The organism is Qipengyuania sp. JB2-7 (genome assembly GCF_055693485.1).
In genome coordinates, this window is the sequence record NZ_CM146335.1 from 725,482 (window position 1) to 744,281 (window position 18,800).

General features: G+C 55.3%; 17 protein-coding genes and 2 pseudogenes. 7 read left to right on the plus strand and 12 right to left on the minus strand.

What is annotated here, in order from left to right; all coding sequences use genetic code 11:
* Window positions 1–132: 132 nt before the first annotated feature.
* Window positions 133–1,669: pseudogene (locus tag ACZ1GM_RS03545) on the plus strand (Do family serine endopeptidase).
* A gap of 93 nt (window positions 1,670–1,762) precedes the next feature.
* Here ACZ1GM_RS03545 and ACZ1GM_RS03550 read toward each other — a convergent pair.
* The 5 genes and pseudogenes from ACZ1GM_RS03550 to ACZ1GM_RS03570 form a co-directional block, all read right to left on the minus strand.
* A pseudogene (locus tag ACZ1GM_RS03550) lies at window positions 1,763–3,823 on the minus strand (transglycosylase domain-containing protein).
* 231 nt (window positions 3,824–4,054) lie between these two features.
* A complete protein-coding gene (msrB, locus tag ACZ1GM_RS03555; RefSeq protein WP_472677786.1) occupies window positions 4,055–4,453 on the minus strand; it encodes a peptide-methionine (R)-S-oxide reductase MsrB in 399 nt (132 codons plus the stop codon).
* A gap of 9 nt (window positions 4,454–4,462) precedes the next feature.
* Entirely contained in the window at window positions 4,463–5,134 is a 672-nt protein-coding gene (locus ACZ1GM_RS03560) for a glutathione S-transferase family protein (RefSeq protein WP_472677788.1), read from the minus strand.
* Between the two features lie 79 nt (window positions 5,135–5,213).
* A complete protein-coding gene (locus tag ACZ1GM_RS03565; protein ID WP_472677789.1) occupies window positions 5,214–5,669 on the minus strand; it encodes a hypothetical protein in 456 nt (151 codons plus the stop codon).
* An 84-nt stretch (window positions 5,670–5,753) separates the two neighbouring features.
* On the minus strand, window positions 5,754–6,107 hold the full coding sequence (locus ACZ1GM_RS03570; protein ID WP_472677790.1) for a hypothetical protein: 354 nt from the start codon (window positions 6,105–6,107) through the stop codon (window positions 5,754–5,756).
* A gap of 101 nt (window positions 6,108–6,208) precedes the next feature.
* Between ACZ1GM_RS03570 and ACZ1GM_RS03575 the strand changes: the two genes are divergently transcribed.
* Genes ACZ1GM_RS03575 through ACZ1GM_RS03590 form a run of 4 tightly spaced genes read left to right on the plus strand, consistent with a single transcriptional unit; the run spans window position 6,209 to window position 8,490 of the window.
* Window positions 6,209–7,315 carry an S-(hydroxymethyl)glutathione dehydrogenase/class III alcohol dehydrogenase gene (locus ACZ1GM_RS03575; protein ID WP_472677791.1) on the plus strand — a complete coding sequence of 369 codons (1,107 nt, stop codon included), beginning with the start codon at window positions 6,209–6,211 and terminating at the stop codon, window positions 7,313–7,315.
* Window positions 7,315–7,683: a cupin domain-containing protein gene (locus ACZ1GM_RS03580; protein WP_472677792.1), complete on the plus strand. Its 369-nt coding sequence runs from the start codon at window positions 7,315–7,317 to the stop codon at window positions 7,681–7,683. The genes ACZ1GM_RS03575 and ACZ1GM_RS03580 overlap by 1 nt, the downstream gene beginning before the upstream one ends.
* Window positions 7,684–7,692: 9 nt before the next feature.
* Window positions 7,693–8,085 carry a VOC family protein gene (locus tag ACZ1GM_RS03585; RefSeq protein ID WP_472677793.1) on the plus strand — a complete coding sequence of 131 codons (393 nt, stop codon included), beginning with the start codon at window positions 7,693–7,695 and terminating at the stop codon, window positions 8,083–8,085.
* A gap of 24 nt (window positions 8,086–8,109) precedes the next feature.
* A complete protein-coding gene (locus ACZ1GM_RS03590; protein WP_472677794.1) occupies window positions 8,110–8,490 on the plus strand; it encodes a VOC family protein in 381 nt (126 codons plus the stop codon).
* A gap of 16 nt (window positions 8,491–8,506) precedes the next feature.
* Here ACZ1GM_RS03590 and ACZ1GM_RS03595 read toward each other — a convergent pair whose 3' ends face one another.
* The 4 genes from ACZ1GM_RS03595 to ACZ1GM_RS03610 all read right to left on the minus strand — a co-directional run bounded on the left by ACZ1GM_RS03595 (window position 8,507) and on the right by ACZ1GM_RS03610 (window position 11,030).
* Window positions 8,507–9,268: an aminotransferase class V-fold PLP-dependent enzyme gene (locus ACZ1GM_RS03595; protein WP_472677795.1), complete on the minus strand. Its 762-nt coding sequence runs from the start codon at window positions 9,266–9,268 to the stop codon at window positions 8,507–8,509.
* On the minus strand, window positions 9,207–9,743 hold the full coding sequence (locus tag ACZ1GM_RS03600) for a hypothetical protein (protein WP_472677796.1): 537 nt from the start codon (window positions 9,741–9,743) through the stop codon (window positions 9,207–9,209). The genes ACZ1GM_RS03595 and ACZ1GM_RS03600 overlap by 62 nt, the downstream gene beginning before the upstream one ends.
* Entirely contained in the window at window positions 9,743–10,432 is a 690-nt protein-coding gene (gene kynB, locus ACZ1GM_RS03605) for an arylformamidase (protein ID WP_472677797.1), read from the minus strand. The genes ACZ1GM_RS03600 and kynB overlap by 1 nt, the downstream gene beginning before the upstream one ends.
* Window positions 10,433–10,715: 283 nt before the next feature.
* Window positions 10,716–11,030, minus strand: a complete 315-nt coding sequence (locus ACZ1GM_RS03610; protein ID WP_472677798.1) for a hypothetical protein — start codon at window positions 11,028–11,030, stop codon at window positions 10,716–10,718.
* A gap of 321 nt (window positions 11,031–11,351) precedes the next feature.
* Here ACZ1GM_RS03610 and ACZ1GM_RS03615 point away from each other — a divergent pair, with 321 nt between their 5' ends.
* Both ACZ1GM_RS03615 and ACZ1GM_RS03620 read left to right on the plus strand, forming a co-directional pair.
* The gene (locus ACZ1GM_RS03615; protein WP_472677799.1) at window positions 11,352–12,941 is read left to right on the plus strand and encodes a hypothetical protein; all 1,590 of its coding nucleotides are present in this window, start codon (window positions 11,352–11,354) and stop codon (window positions 12,939–12,941) included.
* A 98-nt stretch (window positions 12,942–13,039) separates the two neighbouring features.
* On the plus strand, window positions 13,040–15,727 hold the full coding sequence (locus tag ACZ1GM_RS03620) for a TonB-dependent receptor domain-containing protein (protein WP_472677800.1): 2,688 nt from the start codon (window positions 13,040–13,042) through the stop codon (window positions 15,725–15,727).
* Between the two features lie 50 nt (window positions 15,728–15,777).
* Here ACZ1GM_RS03620 and ACZ1GM_RS03625 read toward each other — a convergent pair whose 3' ends face one another.
* The 3 genes from ACZ1GM_RS03625 to ACZ1GM_RS03635 form a co-directional block, all read right to left on the minus strand.
* Window positions 15,778–16,449 carry a response regulator transcription factor gene (locus ACZ1GM_RS03625; RefSeq protein ID WP_472677801.1) on the minus strand — a complete coding sequence of 224 codons (672 nt, stop codon included), beginning with the start codon at window positions 16,447–16,449 and terminating at the stop codon, window positions 15,778–15,780.
* Window positions 16,450–16,880: 431 nt separating this feature from the next.
* Window positions 16,881–17,264, minus strand: coding sequence for a hypothetical protein (locus tag ACZ1GM_RS03630; RefSeq protein ID WP_472677802.1), 384 nt, complete (start codon window positions 17,262–17,264; stop codon window positions 16,881–16,883).
* A gap of 1 nt (window position 17,265) precedes the next feature.
* Complete coding sequence (locus ACZ1GM_RS03635; protein WP_472677803.1) at window positions 17,266–18,462, minus strand: hypothetical protein; 1,197 nt, start codon at window positions 18,460–18,462, stop codon at window positions 17,266–17,268.
* Between the last annotated feature and the right edge of the window lie 338 nt (window positions 18,463–18,800).

An 18,800-nucleotide genomic window follows, 5' to 3' on the forward strand; every position in this document is an offset into this window, starting at 1 on the left:
TGACGTTTGTAATCGTGACGTCTGATTGCAGGCATCTAAATATGAGTTCGCTGCGTAACTTTATCTGAAGTCGCGGCGGACCAGACAAGAGAAAGCCAGATTTTGAGTAGAAAACAAAAGGACGTGAAACCTGTGCGATATGCTTACGGATTGACGAGCGCGCTTCTGATTGGTGGCGCTGCACTTTCACTGACCACCGGGTTTCCTGCCGGCGCGCAGGTTGCCCAAAATGACGATGCGCGGATGAATGCGGTGGTGCCGCGGGCGGGCGCGCCATCAAGCTTCGCTGATCTTACGGCACAACTTCAACCATCCGTCGTGAATATCTCGACCCGGCAGCGTATCGAAGTGCGTAGCCGAAACCCGTTTTCGGGCACGCCGTTTGAGGGCCTTTTCAACCGTCGTCGCGGTGGGCAGCAACAGCCTAGCGAACCTCAGTTCCGCGAAGGTCAATCGCTCGGGTCAGGGTTCTTTATCTCTGCTGATGGTTATGTCGTAACCAACAATCACGTCGTCAGTCCCAACGTACCGCGGAACGGTGGAGGAAATCACCGTCACTATGCCTGATGGCACCGAGTACGAGGCTGAATTGGTTGGTGCTGATGCGCAATCGGATCTGGCCGTTCTCAAGGTCAGCCGTGGCGAGCCGTTCCCGTTTGTTGAATTCGGCGATAGCAGTCAGGCGCGTCCCGGTGACTGGGTTGTCGCAATCGGCAATCCCTTTGGTCTTGGCGGGACGGTGACTAGCGGAATTGTTTCTGCGGTCTATCGCAATACGGGTCAGGGCGGCGCGTATGACCGCTATATTCAAACCGATGCCAGCATTAACCGAGGCAACTCGGGCGGACCGTTGTTCGATATGCAGGGCAATGTGATCGGTATTAACAATGCGATCTTCTCACCTTCCGGTGGCAGCGTCGGGATTGGCTTTGCCATTCCGGCTGAGATTGCCCAGCCCATCGTGAACCAGCTGCGTGATGGTGAAGAAATCCAGCGCGGTTATCTGGGTGTTTCAATCCAGCAAGTCGATGATGACTTGGCAGACTCGCTCGGCCTAGCGCCCAACCGCGGTGAGATCGTTCAATCGGTCGTTGCTGATGAGGCTGCGGACGATGCCGGTATTGAGCCCGGCGACATCGTGCTGAAGGTCAATGGTCAGGACGTAACTCCGGATCAGACACTGTCATATCTGGTTGCGAACATCGCACCGGGAACGCGGGTGCCGATTGAGCTGCTGCGCGATGGACAGCGCCGTTCGGTCAGTGCGACGATCGGCAAGCGTCCTAGTATTGAAGAGCTTCGCCGACAGCAAATGTTCAATCCGGACAATGAGCCGGAACCGGAAATGGAAGAGAACAGCAGCGATCTGATCGCTGAACGTCTCGGACTTCAAGTGGTTGCATTGACGCCGCAGATCGCGCGTCAGCTTGGCGCACCGGAGGAAACGCGAGGTCTCGCGGTTGGGATCGTCGATCCAAACTCTGACGCTGCGCGCAAGGGCTTGCAGCGCGGGGACATCATCCTGAGCGTGAATTACCAGACAATCAGCACTGTTGCCGAATTGGAAGAGGCAGTGACCAGCGCTGACGCTGACAATCGTGATGCTGTGTTGCTGCGGGTAAGGCAGCGGACCGGTAATACGTTCTATCGCGCGGTGCGACTGCGCTGATAGATCAGTAGTGTAACGAACAAGAAGGCCCTCCCAGTTTCTGCTGAGAGGGCCTTTTTTGTGGGTGTTGCTGCGCTACGTTGCTTCGCGCGACTATTGATCATCCTCAGTGTTGGCTGCGCCGCCAGTCGCTCGCTCTAGAAAGTCATCGCTTGCAGCTTGCTGTTCATCGGGGCTCGGGCGGGCGTTGCCGGTTACGGGAGGTGGGGGAAGGTTTGGCGTGTCAGGCGTGTCCCCTGGTTGACGCTCACCGTCGACGCCAAAGGGATCTTCGCGATCGGGGTCGGCTCTCCCCGGCTCGACCAGATTTCCTTGCTCATCGATAAAGTAATAGTCGTCCGGATCTCCAAACAGATATTCATCATCTGGTTCAAGCTGCCATTCGGGAAGGTTTAGCTCGGTATCAAATTCTTCTGGCGCGCGGTCCTTCACCGCGTAGCGCATGTACGCGGCAAAAGCCTGTGCAGGAGCACGGCCGCCTTGCAATCCACCGACCCGTTTATTGTCGTCGCGACCCATCCAGACCCCAGTTGTTACGCCGCTGGAAAAGCCAACGAAATAGCCGTCCTTGTTCGAATTGGTCGTGCCAGTCTTGCCAGCGACAGGCCTGCCGATTTGCGCAGCGCGCCCAGTGCCGGTTTTGACCGCCGCTTGCAGCAGGTCTGTAATACCGGCGGCGACATAGTCAGGGATCAGCTGGCTCGCGCGGCGTTTCTTATGCTCGTAAATCGTCTCACCACTAGCGGTAGTGACTTTGACAATGCCGTAAGGTTGGACGGACTTTCCTTTGGCCGAAATCGATGAGTATGCGCGTGTCATATCGAGCAGGCGTGTCTCAGAGGTGCCGAGTACCATCGATGGATAGGTCTTGACCGGCGTTGTGATGCCAAAGCGTCTGGCCATTGACGCGACTGTACCGAAACCCACCTCATTGCCCAATTGCGCGGCAACTGTGTTGATCGAATAGGCAAAGGCGGTTCGCAGGTTTGTCTCGCCAACATTGCGCCCGCTGGAATTGCGCGGGCTCCATCCGTCGATCGTGACCGGCACGTCTTTGACCGCGTCGCCGGGCGTGTATCCGGCCTCTAGCGCGGAAAGGTATACGAACAGCTTGAATGCCGATCCCGGTTGCCTCAGAGCATCAGTCGCGCGGTTATAGCTGGTCTCGACATAGTCTGTCCCGCCGATGAGCGCGAGGATCGCACCGTCGCGATCCATGCTCACCATCGCGCCTTGCGAGCCATCAGGCGTATTCGACTTGATCGCCGCTGTGGCCGCCTGTTGCATGCCGGGGTCAAGCGTTGTCCAAACCTCGATAGGCTCGAATGTCTCTGGCAGTAGCAGGTCAAGCTGAGGCAGCGCCCAATCGGTGAAGTAGCGGACCGAATTGGTGCCAACTTCCTCTTTCAGATTGACAGCGGATACGTCCACCGACGCTTCATCGTACCGTGATCCTGCCTTGTTCCCGCATCAATCGCAGAACAACTGTGGCACGGCTAACCGCCGCATCGACATCGGCGGTTGGGGAGTAACGGCTTGGTGCTTTAACGAGGCCAGCAATGATCGCCGCCTCTGCGACAGAAAGCTCCGTTGCTGGATGACTAAAGAACTTTCGGCTGGCGCTATCAATGCCGTAGGCACCGCCGCCGAAATAGACTTTGTTCAGATAAAGCTCGAGTATCTGCTCTTTGCTAAACTTCATTTCCAGGGCCATCGCCAGCACGGCTTCGCGCAGTTTTCTGTCTAGCGTTCGGTTGGAGTTGAGAAACACGTTGCGCGCCAATTGCTGGCTGATCGTAGAGGTGCCGCCCACGCGTGATCTGGAACCCGTAATACCCTCAATCACCGCGCCGGTCAGACGGATTGGGTCCACGCCAAAGTGTGAATAATACCGTTTATCCTCCACGGCGATCATCGCGTCCTTCATGGTAGAAGGTATCTCTTGATGGTCCAGCCATTGGCCATAGCTTGGGCCAAGTTCGACAAGCTCGCTGCCATCGCGGGCGCGCACAACGATCGTTTGCCCCGTTTGTGAGGCTTTCAGTTGGTAATAGCTGGGTAGTGATCGAGCGGCGAAGACCACGGCGAGCGCGAGAAAAATGACGCCTAGCAGCGCTAACCCACCACCCCAAAAAAGGTACGGCGCAACCACAGTCGCCAGCCACTTTTGGCTTTCGCTGATCTGCGCTTGGTTTTGCTGGATATTTGGCGCGACTGCTCTTCCGCCGCGCGCCTGCGTCCACCGCGTTTCTGAATCTGATTACGTCTATTCCCGGCCAACTCATTCCACCCTGTAGCAGCCTTTGGCCATGTCTAATCGACTTCTAACCCGGCGTGAACAGAGCGTTCAGAGCAATCCCCGATGCAATGCGCGGGCAGTCGCACCTATTCGGCGTCGAAATCCAATGCTGCGGAATTGATGCAATACCGCATCCCGCCTGCCTCTGGCGGGCCGTCAGGAAAGACGTGGCCCAGATGGCTACCGCAATTAGAGCATGTCACCTCGGTACGGATCATGCCGTGAGAAGTATCGCGATGCTCAGCAACTGCCTCTTCATCAGCTGGCGCGGTAAAGGCAGGCCAGCCACATCCGCTGTTATATTTCGATGCGCTGTCGAACAGTTTATGCCCGCATGCGCCGCAATAATATTCACCGTCCTCATAGAACTTGTCATACTTGCCAGTGAAGGGCCGTTCAGTGCCCGCCTCGCGAAGCACGTGGTACTGTTCTGGCGAGAGCTTCTTGCGCCATTCGTCATTTGCAATTGCCTTTGGGTCGGCCATGACCTGCTCCTAAACATCAACTTTGGCATAGTGACTTGGCGGATGAATGCCTTCCATCTTTTCTGCCAGCAATGGGCGAAAACTCGGACGGCTCTTCATGACCGAATACCAGCCATGCGCCTGCTCATGGCCTTTCCAGTCGAGCCCACCGAGATAATCGGCAACCGAAATTTGCGCGGCGGCGGCTATATCTGCAAGGCTCATCGTCGGCCCGGCCAGCCAGCTGCGATTATCAATCAGCCAATCGATGTAATAGAGGTGCTCATGCGCCAGCTTCATCGCTTCGCGCAGCATTCGGCTGTCTGGCGGTTGGCGCAGGATCAGCCGCTTCTTCATGCGCTCGTTCAATAGCGGTCCCGTAACTTCTCCGTAAAAGTTCTCATCGAACAGAGCGGTGAGGCGGCGAATTTCCGCGCGGCCCCTTGCGGTGCCGGAAATGAGCGGCGCGCGTTCGACCGTTTCCTCTAAATATTCGCATATCGCGCGGCTATCGCATAGTGTGACGCGGCTATCTGGATCGCGTAGTACCGGAGTCCTGCCAGCAGGATTTAGAGCCCAAAACTCCTCCCGCATAACCCAAGGCTCTTCGAGCACCAGATCGTAGGCGACATTTTTCTCGCCGAGCACAAGGCGGACCTTGCGGCTGAAGGGGCAAAGCGGGAATTGGTAGAGGTGCCACATACGGCGTTAGCTAATGCCGGAACGCGGGACGAAAAGCCAGCGCCCTAAGTGTTATTTCATAGCACAAACTGGCTAGATATCAGTACTGCTCGGCCAGATCCTCCGGCAAGGCAGCCTTCAATTGTTCACTCATCGCGCGGAGCGCAGGCAGCAGTGCCGCCAGGCTGTCACTCATGCCAGCCATCGTGTCCATGGCACGCGGGACTTCGCTTGTGATTTTGGCTGGCAAATCGCCAGCCTCTGGCCGCATCCGACGCAGGGTCATGTCGGGATCGACCGGCTCAATGGGTTCGCCGGTAACGTCGCCAGCGGCATTCGCAAGCGGCTCAACAATCGGGGCGAGCGGCAAATCGAGCAAAACTTCGCTCAAGACGGCCAAGGTATTGGCGATCTGTTGCTGCCTGGCTGGGTCGCCAAGGGTTTGCGACAACTCGCTCAGACCCTCAGTCTGATCTGGCTGGGCCGTATCCTGCGCGGCAAGAGGCGTTGCCATGATGGCAAGCGGCGTAGCGGCGGCAAGCAAAATGCTGCGCATAGATAGATCCCTTCCTGTAGTGTGCGTTCAGTTTTAGTGCGACAATGCTGAACAGGTGCTGAAGTGGCTCTAGGTCCCGTGCGCTCAAAGGCGCGCAGTCTCAAGCATCAGGAGGCAGGCAGGCATGGTGGCAGCGAGTCTCTCTTTGTCCTGAAAGCCGCGTGCTTCGTTAGACAACCTGGCGGAGATTTCCTCACGCGAAAGCCCGGTATCATCAATCAGTTTGGCCATTGTTCGCACGAAAAACTCTCGCCCGCGATCGCTCAAAGGCGGATATTGCCCAGCCATTGCAACGCCGTTTTCCTGAAGGTTTGCCGTAACTGCTAGCGCCGCCGCGCAGCGTAAAGCTGCGGCTTGTTCGAGCGAGAGCTGTTGGGCAGGGGCGGGCGAACTCTGCGCGAGAATGAGCGAAGCGGCCAAACTGGATAACATTGTCATGCCTTCCCATAATGCAGCGAAGCTGAACCGCAAACGACCGCTTGCCGCGTGTTGGCCTGTGTCCTAGGTCAATGCCGACAGGAATCGGGAGAACATCAATAATGAAGACTCGCGCTGCGGTTGCGTTCGAAGCCAAGCAGCCGCTTGAGATTGTCGAACTGGACCTTGAGGGACCGAAAGCGGGCGAGGTACTGATCGAACTTAAGGCCACCGGTATTTGCCACACGGATGCGTACACTCTGGATGGCCTCGACAGCGAAGGGCTGTTCCCCAGCGTTTTGGGTCATGAGGGGTGCGGTATCGTGCGTGAAGTCGGCGCCGGAGTGACCAGTCTTGCCCCAGGCGATCATGTAATCCCGCTATACACTCCGGAATGCAGGCAGTGTAAGATGTGCCTGTCCGGCAAAACCAATTTGTGTAGCGCCATTCGCGAAACACAGGGCAAAGGCGTGATGCCTGATGGGACCTCGCGCTTCTCATATAGAGGCGAGACGATCTATCACTATATGGGCTGTTCGACCTTCTCCAATTATACCGTGCTCCCAGAAATTGCGGTCGCCAAGATCCGCAATGACGCTCCGTTTGAAACCACTTGCTATGTTGGTTGCGGGGTAACAACCGGGGTTGGCGCGGTGACCAACACCGCCAAGGTGCAGCCCGGAGATAATGTGGTTGTGTTTGGTCTTGGTGGGATCGGCCTCAACGTCATTCAGGGCGCTAGAATGGCCGGTGCTGACAGGATTGTCGGCGTCGATATCAACCCATCGAAGCGTGAATGGGGTGAGAAATTCGGCATGACCGATTTTGTGAACCCGAAAGAGACCGGCAATGTGGTCGAGCATCTGGTTGAGTTGCTAGATGGCGGGGCTGACTACAGTTTCGACTGCACGGGCAATACCGAAGTTATGCGCGATGCGCTCGAATGCTGTCACAAGGGGTGGGGCACATCGATCATTATTGGCGTTGCAGAGGCCGGTAAAGAGATTGCCACGCGACCCTTCCAACTGGTGACCGGGCGCAATTGGCGCGGCACAGCCTTTGGCGGGGCAAAAGGGCGTACTGATGTGCCCAAGATTGTCGACTGGTATATGAACGGCAAAATTCAGATCGACCCGATGATCACTCACACACTGACGTTGGAAGAGATCAACAAAGGCTTTGACCTAATGCATGCTGGCGAGAGCATCCGCAGTGTGGTGGTGTATTGATGGCTGCGGGCGTGCCTGCCAAAGTCAATCTGGCGGAAAAGTTCAGCCAATTCAGTGAGCATTGGTCGCCGAAAATTGTCGCGCGCTATAATGACAATGAAGTGCGGCTCGCCAAGGCTGAGGGCGATTTCCAGTGGCATTCGCACATGGAAAGCGATGAGCTGTTTCTGGTGGTTTCCGGAACGCTCACGATGGAATTTCGAGGACATACTCAAACGCTTGACCCTGGCGAAATGATCGTTGTTCCGAAGGGTGTTGAGCATCGCCCGCGTGCCTTGCACGGCGAGGTGGAAATGATCATTATTGATCCCAAAGATACTGCCAATACTGGTGACCATGCGACGGCGACAAAAGCAGTCGACATTTAGGAGAGAAGAATGCTGAACCACATTATGATCGGCTCTGGAGATATCGAGAAGTCGAAGAGCTTTTACAATGCTGTGCTGGGCGTACTCGGCGCGGGCGAGCCGATGGCGCATGTCAACGATACCGGACAAACGCGGCTGTTTTACATGCATGACGGCTCAACTTTCAGCGTTAGCGAGCCGATTAACGGAGAACCGGTTTCACCCTCCAACGGCAGTACGATTGGCTTTGTCTGCAATTCACCCGAGCAGATCCAAGAGCTTCATGATGTGGCGATTGCCAATGGTGGAACCTCTATCGAAGATCCTCCGGGGCTACGTGATGGCAGCATGGGGCCGATGTATCTGTGCTATTTCACTGATCCTGATGGCCACAAGATCTGCGGAATTCATCGTCCTGCCTAACCAAGCGAACTAGGGAATATATCTATGTTCAGTCACGTAATGGTTGGCGCCGACGACATCGACGCCGCCAAGAAATTCTATGACGCATGTTTCATTGCCCTGGGTGGCCGAGAAGGATCGGTCGATCCCAAAGGCCGGGTGATGTACTTCAAAGATGGCAGCATCTTTATCATCACCAAGCCGATTGACGGCAACCCGGCCTGTCATGCCAATGGCGGGACGATCGGCTTCAATGTCGATAGTGCAGAGATGGCCGAGGCTTGGCATGCGGCGGGTATTGCGAATGGCGGAACAGCGATCGAAGATCCACCGGGCATTCGCGAGGGTGGCGGCATGAAGATGCATCTGGCCTATCTTCGCGATCCTGCCGGCAACAAAGTCTGCACGATGATGCGGGCCGAGTGACGCCGCTGCGTTTGGTCTAAGTTACAACTGCAACGGTGCGGTAGGCCTCTCTATCCCAGCTTCTCTCTCGGCAGGCTTTGGTTAGCCTTTCTACGGCCTCCAAAATGTCGCGATGACTTGTATAGAGAGGCGTCAGGCCAAAACGGATTACGTCGGGAGTGCGGAAATCAGCGATGACATCTTCTTCACGCAGTGCCTGCACCAGCGCATAGGCATTCTCATATGCGTAGCTGATATGGCTCCCACGCATGCTAACGTCGCGTGGGCTTGCTAGAGCAAACCCAAACTCTGCGCATAGCGGCTCCACAGCTTTATTGAGCAACTCGCCAAGGGTTTCAGATTTTGCGCGCACCTGGCGCAAATCGGCCTCTAGCATCAGATCGACGCCAACTTCGAGTGCCGCGAGACCCAAGACATAGGGCGTGCCGCACAGGAACCGATCAATACCGGCGGCGGGCCGATAGCTCTCTTCAAACGCAAATGGCTGAGCATGACCAAACCAGCCAGAAAGCGCTGGCTGAGCATGCTGATTGCGCTTTGCCACATATAGAAATGCGGGTGCGCCGGGGCCGCCATTCAGAAACTTGTATCCGCATCCGACCGCGAAATCGACATTCGCTGCAGTAACGTCGAGCTCCATTGCGCCAGTGCTGTGGCTGAAATCCCAGATCGCCAATGCGCCAGCCTGTTGAATGCGTTTGGTTGTCTCAACCAGATTACGTCGCCTTGCCGACTTGTAATGGACATGGGTCAGCAGGACTGCGGTACGTGTTGTCATCGACTGCATTGAGAAGATCATCTGGAGCGACCGCGTGAGTGGCGACGCTACCGCCGGAAAACTGCGCGATTCCCTGCATCATGTAAGCGTCGGTGGGAAAGTTACCGGTCTCGGTCAGAATGACATTGCGATCTGGTTGAAGCGAAACTGCGGCGGCTAACGCTTTGAAGATGTTCACAGAGGTTGAATCGGTCGCGATCACTTCACCCGGACTGGCACCAATAAGCCGGGCGATCTTGTCACCGATGCGTTGTGGGGAGGTCGACCATTGCGCGTCGAGCCATGATGTTATGAGGCCTTCTCCCCATTCTTGGCCCATGACTGTTTGAAGGTGCGCCGGGGTGTCTTTCGGCAAACAACCCAGCGAGTTGCCATCCATATAGATGAGGCCATCTCTTATCTGAAAGTGGTCGCGGAAATGCGCGAGCGGATCGTTGGCGTCCATTTCATCGGCTCGAGCTATCAGGCTTTGCATCACACCAGCTCCCGCAAGATCGCGCGCACCGGGCTCGCATCGGCTCCTGCAAGCTTCAATGGCAGCGCCACTAACTCGTACTCACCCGGCTCGACATCATCCAAAACTAATCCTTCAAGAATGCGCATGTCGGCAGCCAAGACCGCATGATGGGCGTCCATGGTCTTCGATGTTTCGGGGTCTAGCGATGGTGTGTCTATCCCGATCAGCCTCACCCCCATTTTCCCGAGCCTTTGGATGACCTCCGGCGCAATTGCAGTGAAACCCGAATCCCAGTGATCATGCGGGAAGGCGGTGTAAGTCCGCACTAAGACGCGCGTATGTCCCGCTATCGCGTTCCAATCGCAGTGTTCGATCGCCACATCTTCATCAGCGTCTGACACGTCAATGACGACGCATCGGCCAATATAGGGCTCCAAATCGCACTCAGCCGATGCGATCCCTTCTTTGTCGTAATGCAAAGGAGCGTCGGCATGTGTGCCTGTGTGCAGTGGCAGCGAAACCGACCCTATATTGACTGGGCAGTCAGACCCAATTTCGGCGTGGCGCGTCAACGTGATCGGAGGTTCCCCTGGCCAACGCGGCGTGTCTTGGTGAATGCGTTGTGTCAGGTCCCAAACGCGGCGGGTGGTCAAGGTATTGCCCTTTCCGAGGTAAGGCTGCTTGTCTGGTCGCTTTACGAGCCGCATCACGTTTCATCAAACACTCTGGTCCGAATTCATAGTCGCTCTTGCGGGAGAAAGCAGCCACAGGCGTATCGGTACAGACTGCCCGACTGAGACACATAACGCCATTGGGCCGGATCACGCGGAGCCAGCCGTTGCGTTGATCACCGGTCTGAGTGTTGTATGCGCAAGATAAGAGGAGCCTTTTCGCCCGCAAAGCGGCAAAAGGCTCAAAGGGCTAAGTTAGCTCATCCAGAAGGCCAGGTCTTAACGTGCCGCCACCTGTTCTGTGCGAAGTTCGCCGCGCTCAAGCATCCTGATCGCCAAGCGGGCCAAGTGACGCGAGATCCTTCCACTCCCCAGAGGCAGTTTCAAGTACCGCTCGGTCTGAGCCGCGCATCGCAGCCTCGAACATAGCCCTTGCTGCTTCGGTACGCCCTTGTCGTGCATAGGCGATGCCGAGATTAATCAGCCTGGCAGGATCATTTTGATCAAGTTCTTCGTTTGTCTGAAGTTCCTCAACGGCAGCGGCGGCCCGACCATCGATCAGTTGTTCGTAACCCACATTGGGCGATGCTGTATCCGCCAGCATCATCGTCGCAACTGCACCTGTAAGCAGCATAATATCTCTCCCACTTGATCCGATAGATAATGTGGAAAAGTTTTTTCAGCTGCAACAAAAATGTAATAGATGTCACAAAACTGAAATAGAGGTGGGGAATAGTTATGATAATCAGTTATTTAAGTGGGAACGTGATGGGCTGGAGTGACCTCTCGGTTTTGTCACAAATGTCATAATCACGATACATTCTGTTATATGACAAATTTGCGTTAGTTCGGAGGAGGCTGACAACAAACAGTCATTCAGCACCCCTAGCGGGATCGAGGCGCGCACTGGCGCCAAACAATAATCGATCTCGGATTTTCTAGGGGACCGCTCGCTGTGAAAACACTCAACCGCACTCTTATCCTTGGCGTAAGCCTGTTCGCGCTCGCCGGTTGCGGGGCAGATGAAATCGTCTCGCCTGGCACAGGCGGAAACATCACTATCAATAATGGCGGCGGCGGAGGAGGCGGTGGTACGCCCACCCCGACACCACCTGCGACCACTGCGACCGCAGCTGCTGATTGCCCTTTTATCGCGGACCCTCAGGGCTTGGCTGATCGCGGCACGATCTCTGGTCCAACGGGATCGTATCGACTGTGCCAATTGCCCGCCCGGTTTAATCGTTCGTCACAGTTGCAATTCTCTGCGACAAACGCCGCAGTGATCTATCTGATCGATGGGCAGGTGGATGTTGGCTCCGACGGCGGTCCCACCGCTGACAATTCCGATGGGCTGGATGACACCAACGTTGTTTTGACAATTGAACCAGGGGTCATTCTGGCGGGCCTTGACGGGTCATATCTGAACGTAAATCGCGGGAACGAAATTCAGGCTAACGGTACGGCGGCGCGCCCGATCATCTTCACCAGCCAACAGAATATCCGGGGCGAGAATACCGATGATTCGTCGGGTGATTGGGGTGGTCTTATCCTGAACGGGCGGGCACCGGTCACAGATTGCCTTTCGAATGCGGCGACGCCGGGAACCGCAGATTGCGAGCGTGAGGTTGAAGGTACCACCACTCCGCCGCGTTATGGTGGCAATGATCCTGCTGACAGTTCCGGCTCAGTCCAGAACGTTCAGCTCCGTTACTCTGGTACGGTGCTCGCCAATGGCGACGAACTTCAGGCGCTAACCACTGGTGGCGTGGGTTCAGGAACAACTTTTGAAAACATCATGTCGTTCAACAGCGCGGATGACGGCGTCGAATTCTTTGGCGGCGTGGTCAATATGAAAGGGCTGGTGGTTGTCGGTGCAGAGGACGACTCGCTCGACACAGACACCGGCGTGAAGGCCACTCTGCAATATGTTGTCGCGGTGCAACGTCCTGATGTCGGTGACACGATTATCGAGGCGGACAGCAACAATACGCTGGTCGACAATACACCGCGCCAGAATACGCTGATTTCCAACGCAACCTTCATTCAGCGCAGAAATGACGATCAGGTTGTGCGGATCCGCGGGGGAACAGACTACTCGCTGTTCAACACAGTCATCTTTGACAACTCCTCTAATGGTACGCCTTGCTTGCGAATTGATCTTCCTGAGACAGTGCGCGCTGCTGATGCTGGTCTTGACGATGTCGGGCCGCCACGATTTGAATCGGTCGCGCTAGATTGCGCCACCGCGTTCCGTGACGGCAGCAGCGGGATCACCGCTGCCCAAACGCAGGCGATCTTCGACAGCGGTTCGAACAACAATGCCATGTTCACCAACACTCTGACGATGACATACATCAATGGGGCCAACGAAGATGCCCTGGTTGCCTTCGATCCAACCGCCGTTTCCGCCTTCTTCGACAATGCCGGGTTCGTTGGTGCGGCCAGAGCCGGTGATACGCGCTTTGAAGGGTGGACTTGCGATTCTGCGACGATCGCCTTCGGCAACAATACCGGCGCCTGCACTTCGCTGCCGGTTTACCAGTAACCCCCGACCGTAGTGGAGCGGCCAGCATCTCTCCCGCCGGTCGTTCCACTGCACAATCCCTGACTTTCTTCCAGGCCTCTATGAAAGGGTCTTCGCATATGAAAACCGGCAAGCAGTTGGTTGGGCTGCTAACGCTTACCACCGCTCTCACATTTCCAGCAGTTGGCTATGCTCAGGATAGTGAAATCGTCGACCCGCCCGCTTCCGATGCGACAGCAGTGGATGAGCAAGTCAACCCAGACGATGAGCCTATCGAAGACCCCGAGATTTCGGTCCCCGGTGGGGCCATCATTGTTACTGGTCGGCGCAACAGAGATGTAACTCGCAGCTCTACTCAAGTCATATCAGTTCTGTCGCAGGAACAGATTGCGCGAACTGGTGAGGGGGATATCGCCGGTGCTTTGGGGCGAACCACGGGCCTAGCCGTGGTCGGTAATGGTAACGTGTTTGTACGCGGTCTGGGTGATCGCTACTCGCTGGCACTCCTGAACGGCCTCCCGCTACCATCGCCACAGCCGCTTAGTCGGGTGGTGCCTCTCGATATCTTTCCAACCAATGTCGTTGCCTCCTCCTTGGTTCAAAAGAGCTACTCTGCGAATTTTCCAGGAGAATTTGGTGGCGGCGTTATCAACTTAACCACGCGCGCGGTGCCCGATGAGAGCTTCCTGGATATCAGCCTGAGTGTTAGTGGCGATACAGAGACGACTTTCAGTAATGGACTGGACTATTTCGGTTCTGATTGGGACTGGTCAGGCTTTGACGACGGCACACGTGATGTGCCTCCCGCTCTGCAGGAATTCTTCGCGAGTGGTCGCCGCATTGGCGATCTGACGACCGCGGAACAAGGCGCGATCGTGCAGCAGTTGGGGAATCCCAACCTTGTTTTACTTCAAGAAGTGGGCAGCACGCGGCCAAACTTTTCCGGCGGGATTACCACTGGCACGGCTTTCGATATTGGTGAGGATGGCCGGCTCGGCATTATTGCGACAGCTTCCCTCAGCAACAAGCTGCGCACCAAAGTCATTACTGCGCAGAACCCGTTTACCACCGATCTGCAGCTGGACCGGGAGTCGCAAAACTTCGTCACGGATAACCGCATTTTGGCGAATGCCCTGCTCGGAATAGGCTTGGAGTTTGGCGAGCAGAAAATCCGATGGACCAACCTCTTCATCCGCGACACATTGAAGCAGTCAGGCCTTGGCTTTGGAGAGTTGCTGCTTGATGAAGACAGCCTGATCACGCAGAACACTGGCTGGTATGAACGCCAGCTGATTGACACCCAGCTCGTCGGCGAGTTTGAATTTGGCGAGCTTTCTGTCGACCTGCGCGGCGGTTTTGCGCAGACGCAGCGCGAGGCCCCGTATGAGTATGAGTTCGTTTATGTGCGGACCAATCAGGAAAATCAGGAAACGGGTGACATCTTTATCAACGTGCTGGATCGCCAGCGCGGCAGTGCATCGGTTGCTTTTTCAACTCTCAAGGAAGAGCTGTTTTACGCAGGGATTGATGTCAGCTATCCTTTGACCGACTGGCTCACCACGACAATCGGATACGCGTATACTGATACAAACCGCGATTCTGAACGCCGAGAATTCCTGATTGATGGAGACAACATTCCACCGGGCGTCGGTGCTCTGCGGCCTGATTTGCTGCTGGGTGACGCAGTCATCGAATTCTTTGGCATTGGTCTGACTGAACCAACGCAAAGTGACCCCGCTTTTGCCGCTGATCTGGAAATTCAGGCTGGGTATGCCAAGGCCAACATTACCCCAGCGTTTGGATTGGGCATCGAATTGGGCGTTCGCTACGAAGACGCCGCACAATCCGTGCAGACAGTAAGCCGTTTCGAAAACCCCTTTGTTTCACTGGCAACGACAGCGCTCGATAATGATTATTTTCTGCCGGGGGCAACGGTGACCTGGGAAGTGACCGACGCCCTGCAATTGCGGGCTAGTGCGTCCAAAACGATTGCCCGACCGCAGTTTCGCGAGCTGATTTTCCAGCCTTACACTGACCCAGAAAATCAGCGGCTGTATATTGGCAATCCGGCATTGCTCGATTCAGAACTGCTCAACGCGGAGATACGCGGCGAGTATTATTTCGGCAGAAGCAACCGTGTATCAATCGCTGGTTTCTACAAAGAGATCGACAATCCGATCGAGCCTTATGTTTCCATTGGTGCGGATACGAGCTTTACTACGCGCTTTGCGAATGCGCCGAAGGCTGAGCTGCTGGGTGGAGAGTTCGAGTTCCAATGGACGAAGCCGCTTTTTGATTGGGGCGCCACGGGCTGGTTTGAGAGCAAGGAGCTGATCCTTGTTACGAACTACACTTACACGCAGTCAGAGCTAAAGGTCATTGATGGCGATGTTACGCGGATTTTCACTGCCGGGGTCGGAGCGATTGAAAGTGACGCGGACCTTTTCTTTAATAACGGCGATCCGCTCACTGGCCAGTCTGATCATCTGGTCAACGTTCAGTTCGGCATTGAAGATCAGGACAAGCTTCAGCAGCTCACGTTCTTGCTTAGCTATGCGAGCGAACGCGTAACCCGCCGCGGCACCGCTGGATTGCCCGATATTGTCGAAGACCCCGGGCTGACATTCGACTTGGTCGCGCGCCAAGAGCTTAACATCTTCTCGCTACCACTGGAATTGAAGGCAGAGGCTCGCAATATCTTCGGGCGTGGCAACTTTGAATTTCAGGAAGTGGGTGACAACCGCATAGAGATCAACAGTTTCGATGTCGGCACATCATTTTCGCTGGGCCTCACCATGAAGTTTTGACGCGAATGCAAGCTGGATTGCGAGGTGAATGTGCCGCCCCACCCGATTCATCACAGATCGAAAACATAGCCTATTGAGCGGACAGTCCGTAAGGGGTTACCTGCACCAGCCGCCTTTAACCCCTTGCGCAAACGGCCAATGCAAACGTCAACGGTGCGCTCGTCGATTTTCTCTTCATTTTTCCTCAATCCCGCCAGAATTTCTTGGCGCGACAACGTCTTGTTGGAGTTTTCAGCAAGGAACCGAAGCAGGCGGAACTCATTGGAGCTAACCTCGATAGCGGTTTCATGCCAATAGGCCCGATACGCGGTCAGATTGATCGTCAACTGTCCGTACTCCAGACGATCTGCAGCATAGGGATCTGAAAGTGAGGGCTTTAATGCGAAGATGCGATCCAATATAATATGTCTATCGACCGGCCCGGTCATGTAGTCATCTGCACCGGCATCTAAAGCGCGTTTGCGCGAAGCAAGGTCCTCATCTTCCAGAACCATCGTGATGTGGGCGTTCGCGGTTATCGGATCGGCGCGAAACCTCCGGCACAGCTCCAACCCAGCCATATCCTCCATCACCCAATCGATGAAGATCCAAACTGGCCCCTCAATCAGACCATCGAAGCCGCTCGAACTGATCTTCGTGAAGGTGAATACCGCTTCTTCATGAGCGAACGGCGCAAAGCTGTTTGCATCCGGATGTGTAAGCAGAATGTTTATGACAGACATGCAGCCAACCCCTGAATTCAAAGGTGGATTGCCTTCAATTTGTGACGAACCCGTGACGAGTTGGTCAAATGTAAAGGCTAGCTAGCTTCGCTATCGCTGAGCAGTCTTTAAGGCCTTTGAGTGGGCCGAGTATTTCGATGTTAGCGAACACACTGAGAGGGGTGCCGTGAGACCCAGATCTGCCCGAAAAACGAAAGGGGTATGTTATCGCCGACCCTAAGAAGCGCGGCGGCAGACCCGAAATGTATGGCGGAGACGGAGGGAGAGCCAGCCAATTCCAAATAAGCACCTGTTTTCGATTGTATAATAATCATGGGTTGCCACTCTGTGCAACACCCGTGTGTTACAGGCTCGAAAAACCTCAATTTGCTGCAACAGCGTTGCAAATCCATTCGCCTCCGAGCGCATTCACTGCTTATCTTTAGCTGGGTCTAATCTGCGAATGTCGCCAGACCCAAACTGACCATTTTGTGGGCGAAAGGCACACCTACTCCTGTCACATGGCTGCCATCAGGACGCCCTTGCCCATCGATTGGTGAGAAGGTGACATGGTAACCGCATTCCTCATTGATGTAGCGAATTACGGCTTCGCCAATGCCTATTCTTAGGTAGGACTTGGTGCCGTTCGGCCCACTAAAATCCATACTTATAACGTGGAGGTATTCGCCGCCAAAAGCATCTTCCCTCAGCTGAAAAACAATCTGACCAATTTTTTGTCGTGGCTTCAGACCTGTCCAGACCGTCATTGTGGTCTGATAATCGTCCCAACTCAGAATAACTGACTTGCCATCGCGTGCAGCGTACTTGAGTTCCATTTCATCCATCGGTCTCGTCATCCCTAGTAGCGTGCAGCAACGCCATTTCCTGCGCCGCTGTGAGCCAATGGTCGCGAAGAGAGTATCTCGGGGCTGTCCGATTGCCGCTCCTGCTTGCGATCAGCACTCGATCCAAGACACCGGCCCGTTCCAAAGCCGCAAGGGTGCTCTGGCTAACACCATCGATCTCGTCGCGGGCTATACCGCCATCTTGAACAAGTTTGCGGACAAGCATTTCGACGGGCGCGCCGTGCCGGGTTGCGACCTCGGCCACGATGGCGAGAAGCTCCGCAATATCACCAATGTGGGGCCGAGATGGCTCTGCAAACAGCGCGAACACGTTCTCCCATCTCAGGCTACTTCCACCCTCAATCCATCTTGAGCGATCTTGGTTGATGCGCGACAGAACACGCTCCATTGGCGCAGCAAAACGTAACGCTCTATCTCCCCAGCTAAATTGCTTTTTGCGCCTAAGCTCAAATCGCAAACGCTTGTTGGATTTTGGGTAGATCGCCAGATTTGTATTGTGAGGCAGGCTGGTTGTGAGCTGAAGACTTCCCGCCCTTCTAGCGACCGAAGAGCGATCCTCAGATGGCGACTGGCCCTCATGTCCAAGGAACAGTGTGCTCTCTAGATCGCTCAATTGATCAATTGCTCGCAAGGCTGCTTCGCGCATCCCAGCTACCGCTCGACCGTGATACCGTTCCACGTAGACCTCGGACTGCGGGATACTGATTTGGGCGGTGTCGATTGTTACCTCAATACCATCTTGTCTCAAGACACGCACCTCACCGTCGGACACAAACTGCGGAGCAAATCCAGAGCTGACGGCGATTTCAGCGAACCTCAAAATGGCCGCGAGGTAGACAGGCAGAAACATTGAGTAAGGATCATTGCCAAGGCGCTCTACCAATGCACTTCGGTCTTCGATCCAGTTTGTTCTGCCATCTAGGGACATCGAAACGTTTTCGGCTGGCGCGAAAAACTCAACTGGCGAAAGGGTCGATATTGCGTCCGTGAAGTTGGCGGGCTGGACTGAAGCGAAGCGCTTCAATAGGTGAGCGAGCGTTCGCGTCGGATTGCCGTCAATCTCAATCGTGACTTTCAATCCAATGCCTCGCCTTACCGGATTTACTCGAGTATCGACATGGCCGAGCGTTTGGATCAGTCCGCGTTCCCTGTTGGGCCTAGTTGCCATGTGCTGGGTTCGTGCCTGCAGAGGGTCTCGTGGAGCAGGGAACCAATGCGCCAGCTCCATGCCCACACCCTCAGGAAAACTGTTAAAGTATTCCGTAGCGGCATGTTGATTGCTATTCTCAGTTGGTCTGCAAAATGCCGTTATCTTTAGCTTTAGTGCATCAACACCAACCTCGCCAATTGATGGATGACCACCTCGCTCTAGTGAACGGAGGTCATTGCGCCCTCGATATGGTGCACGTTGTATGTAGCGACGTGGCCCAATAGCCAACTGCCGTGCCTCCCTGTTTGATTGCCCGTGTTTTGCTTAGCGCATCTCTATAGAGAGGCCATTGATTT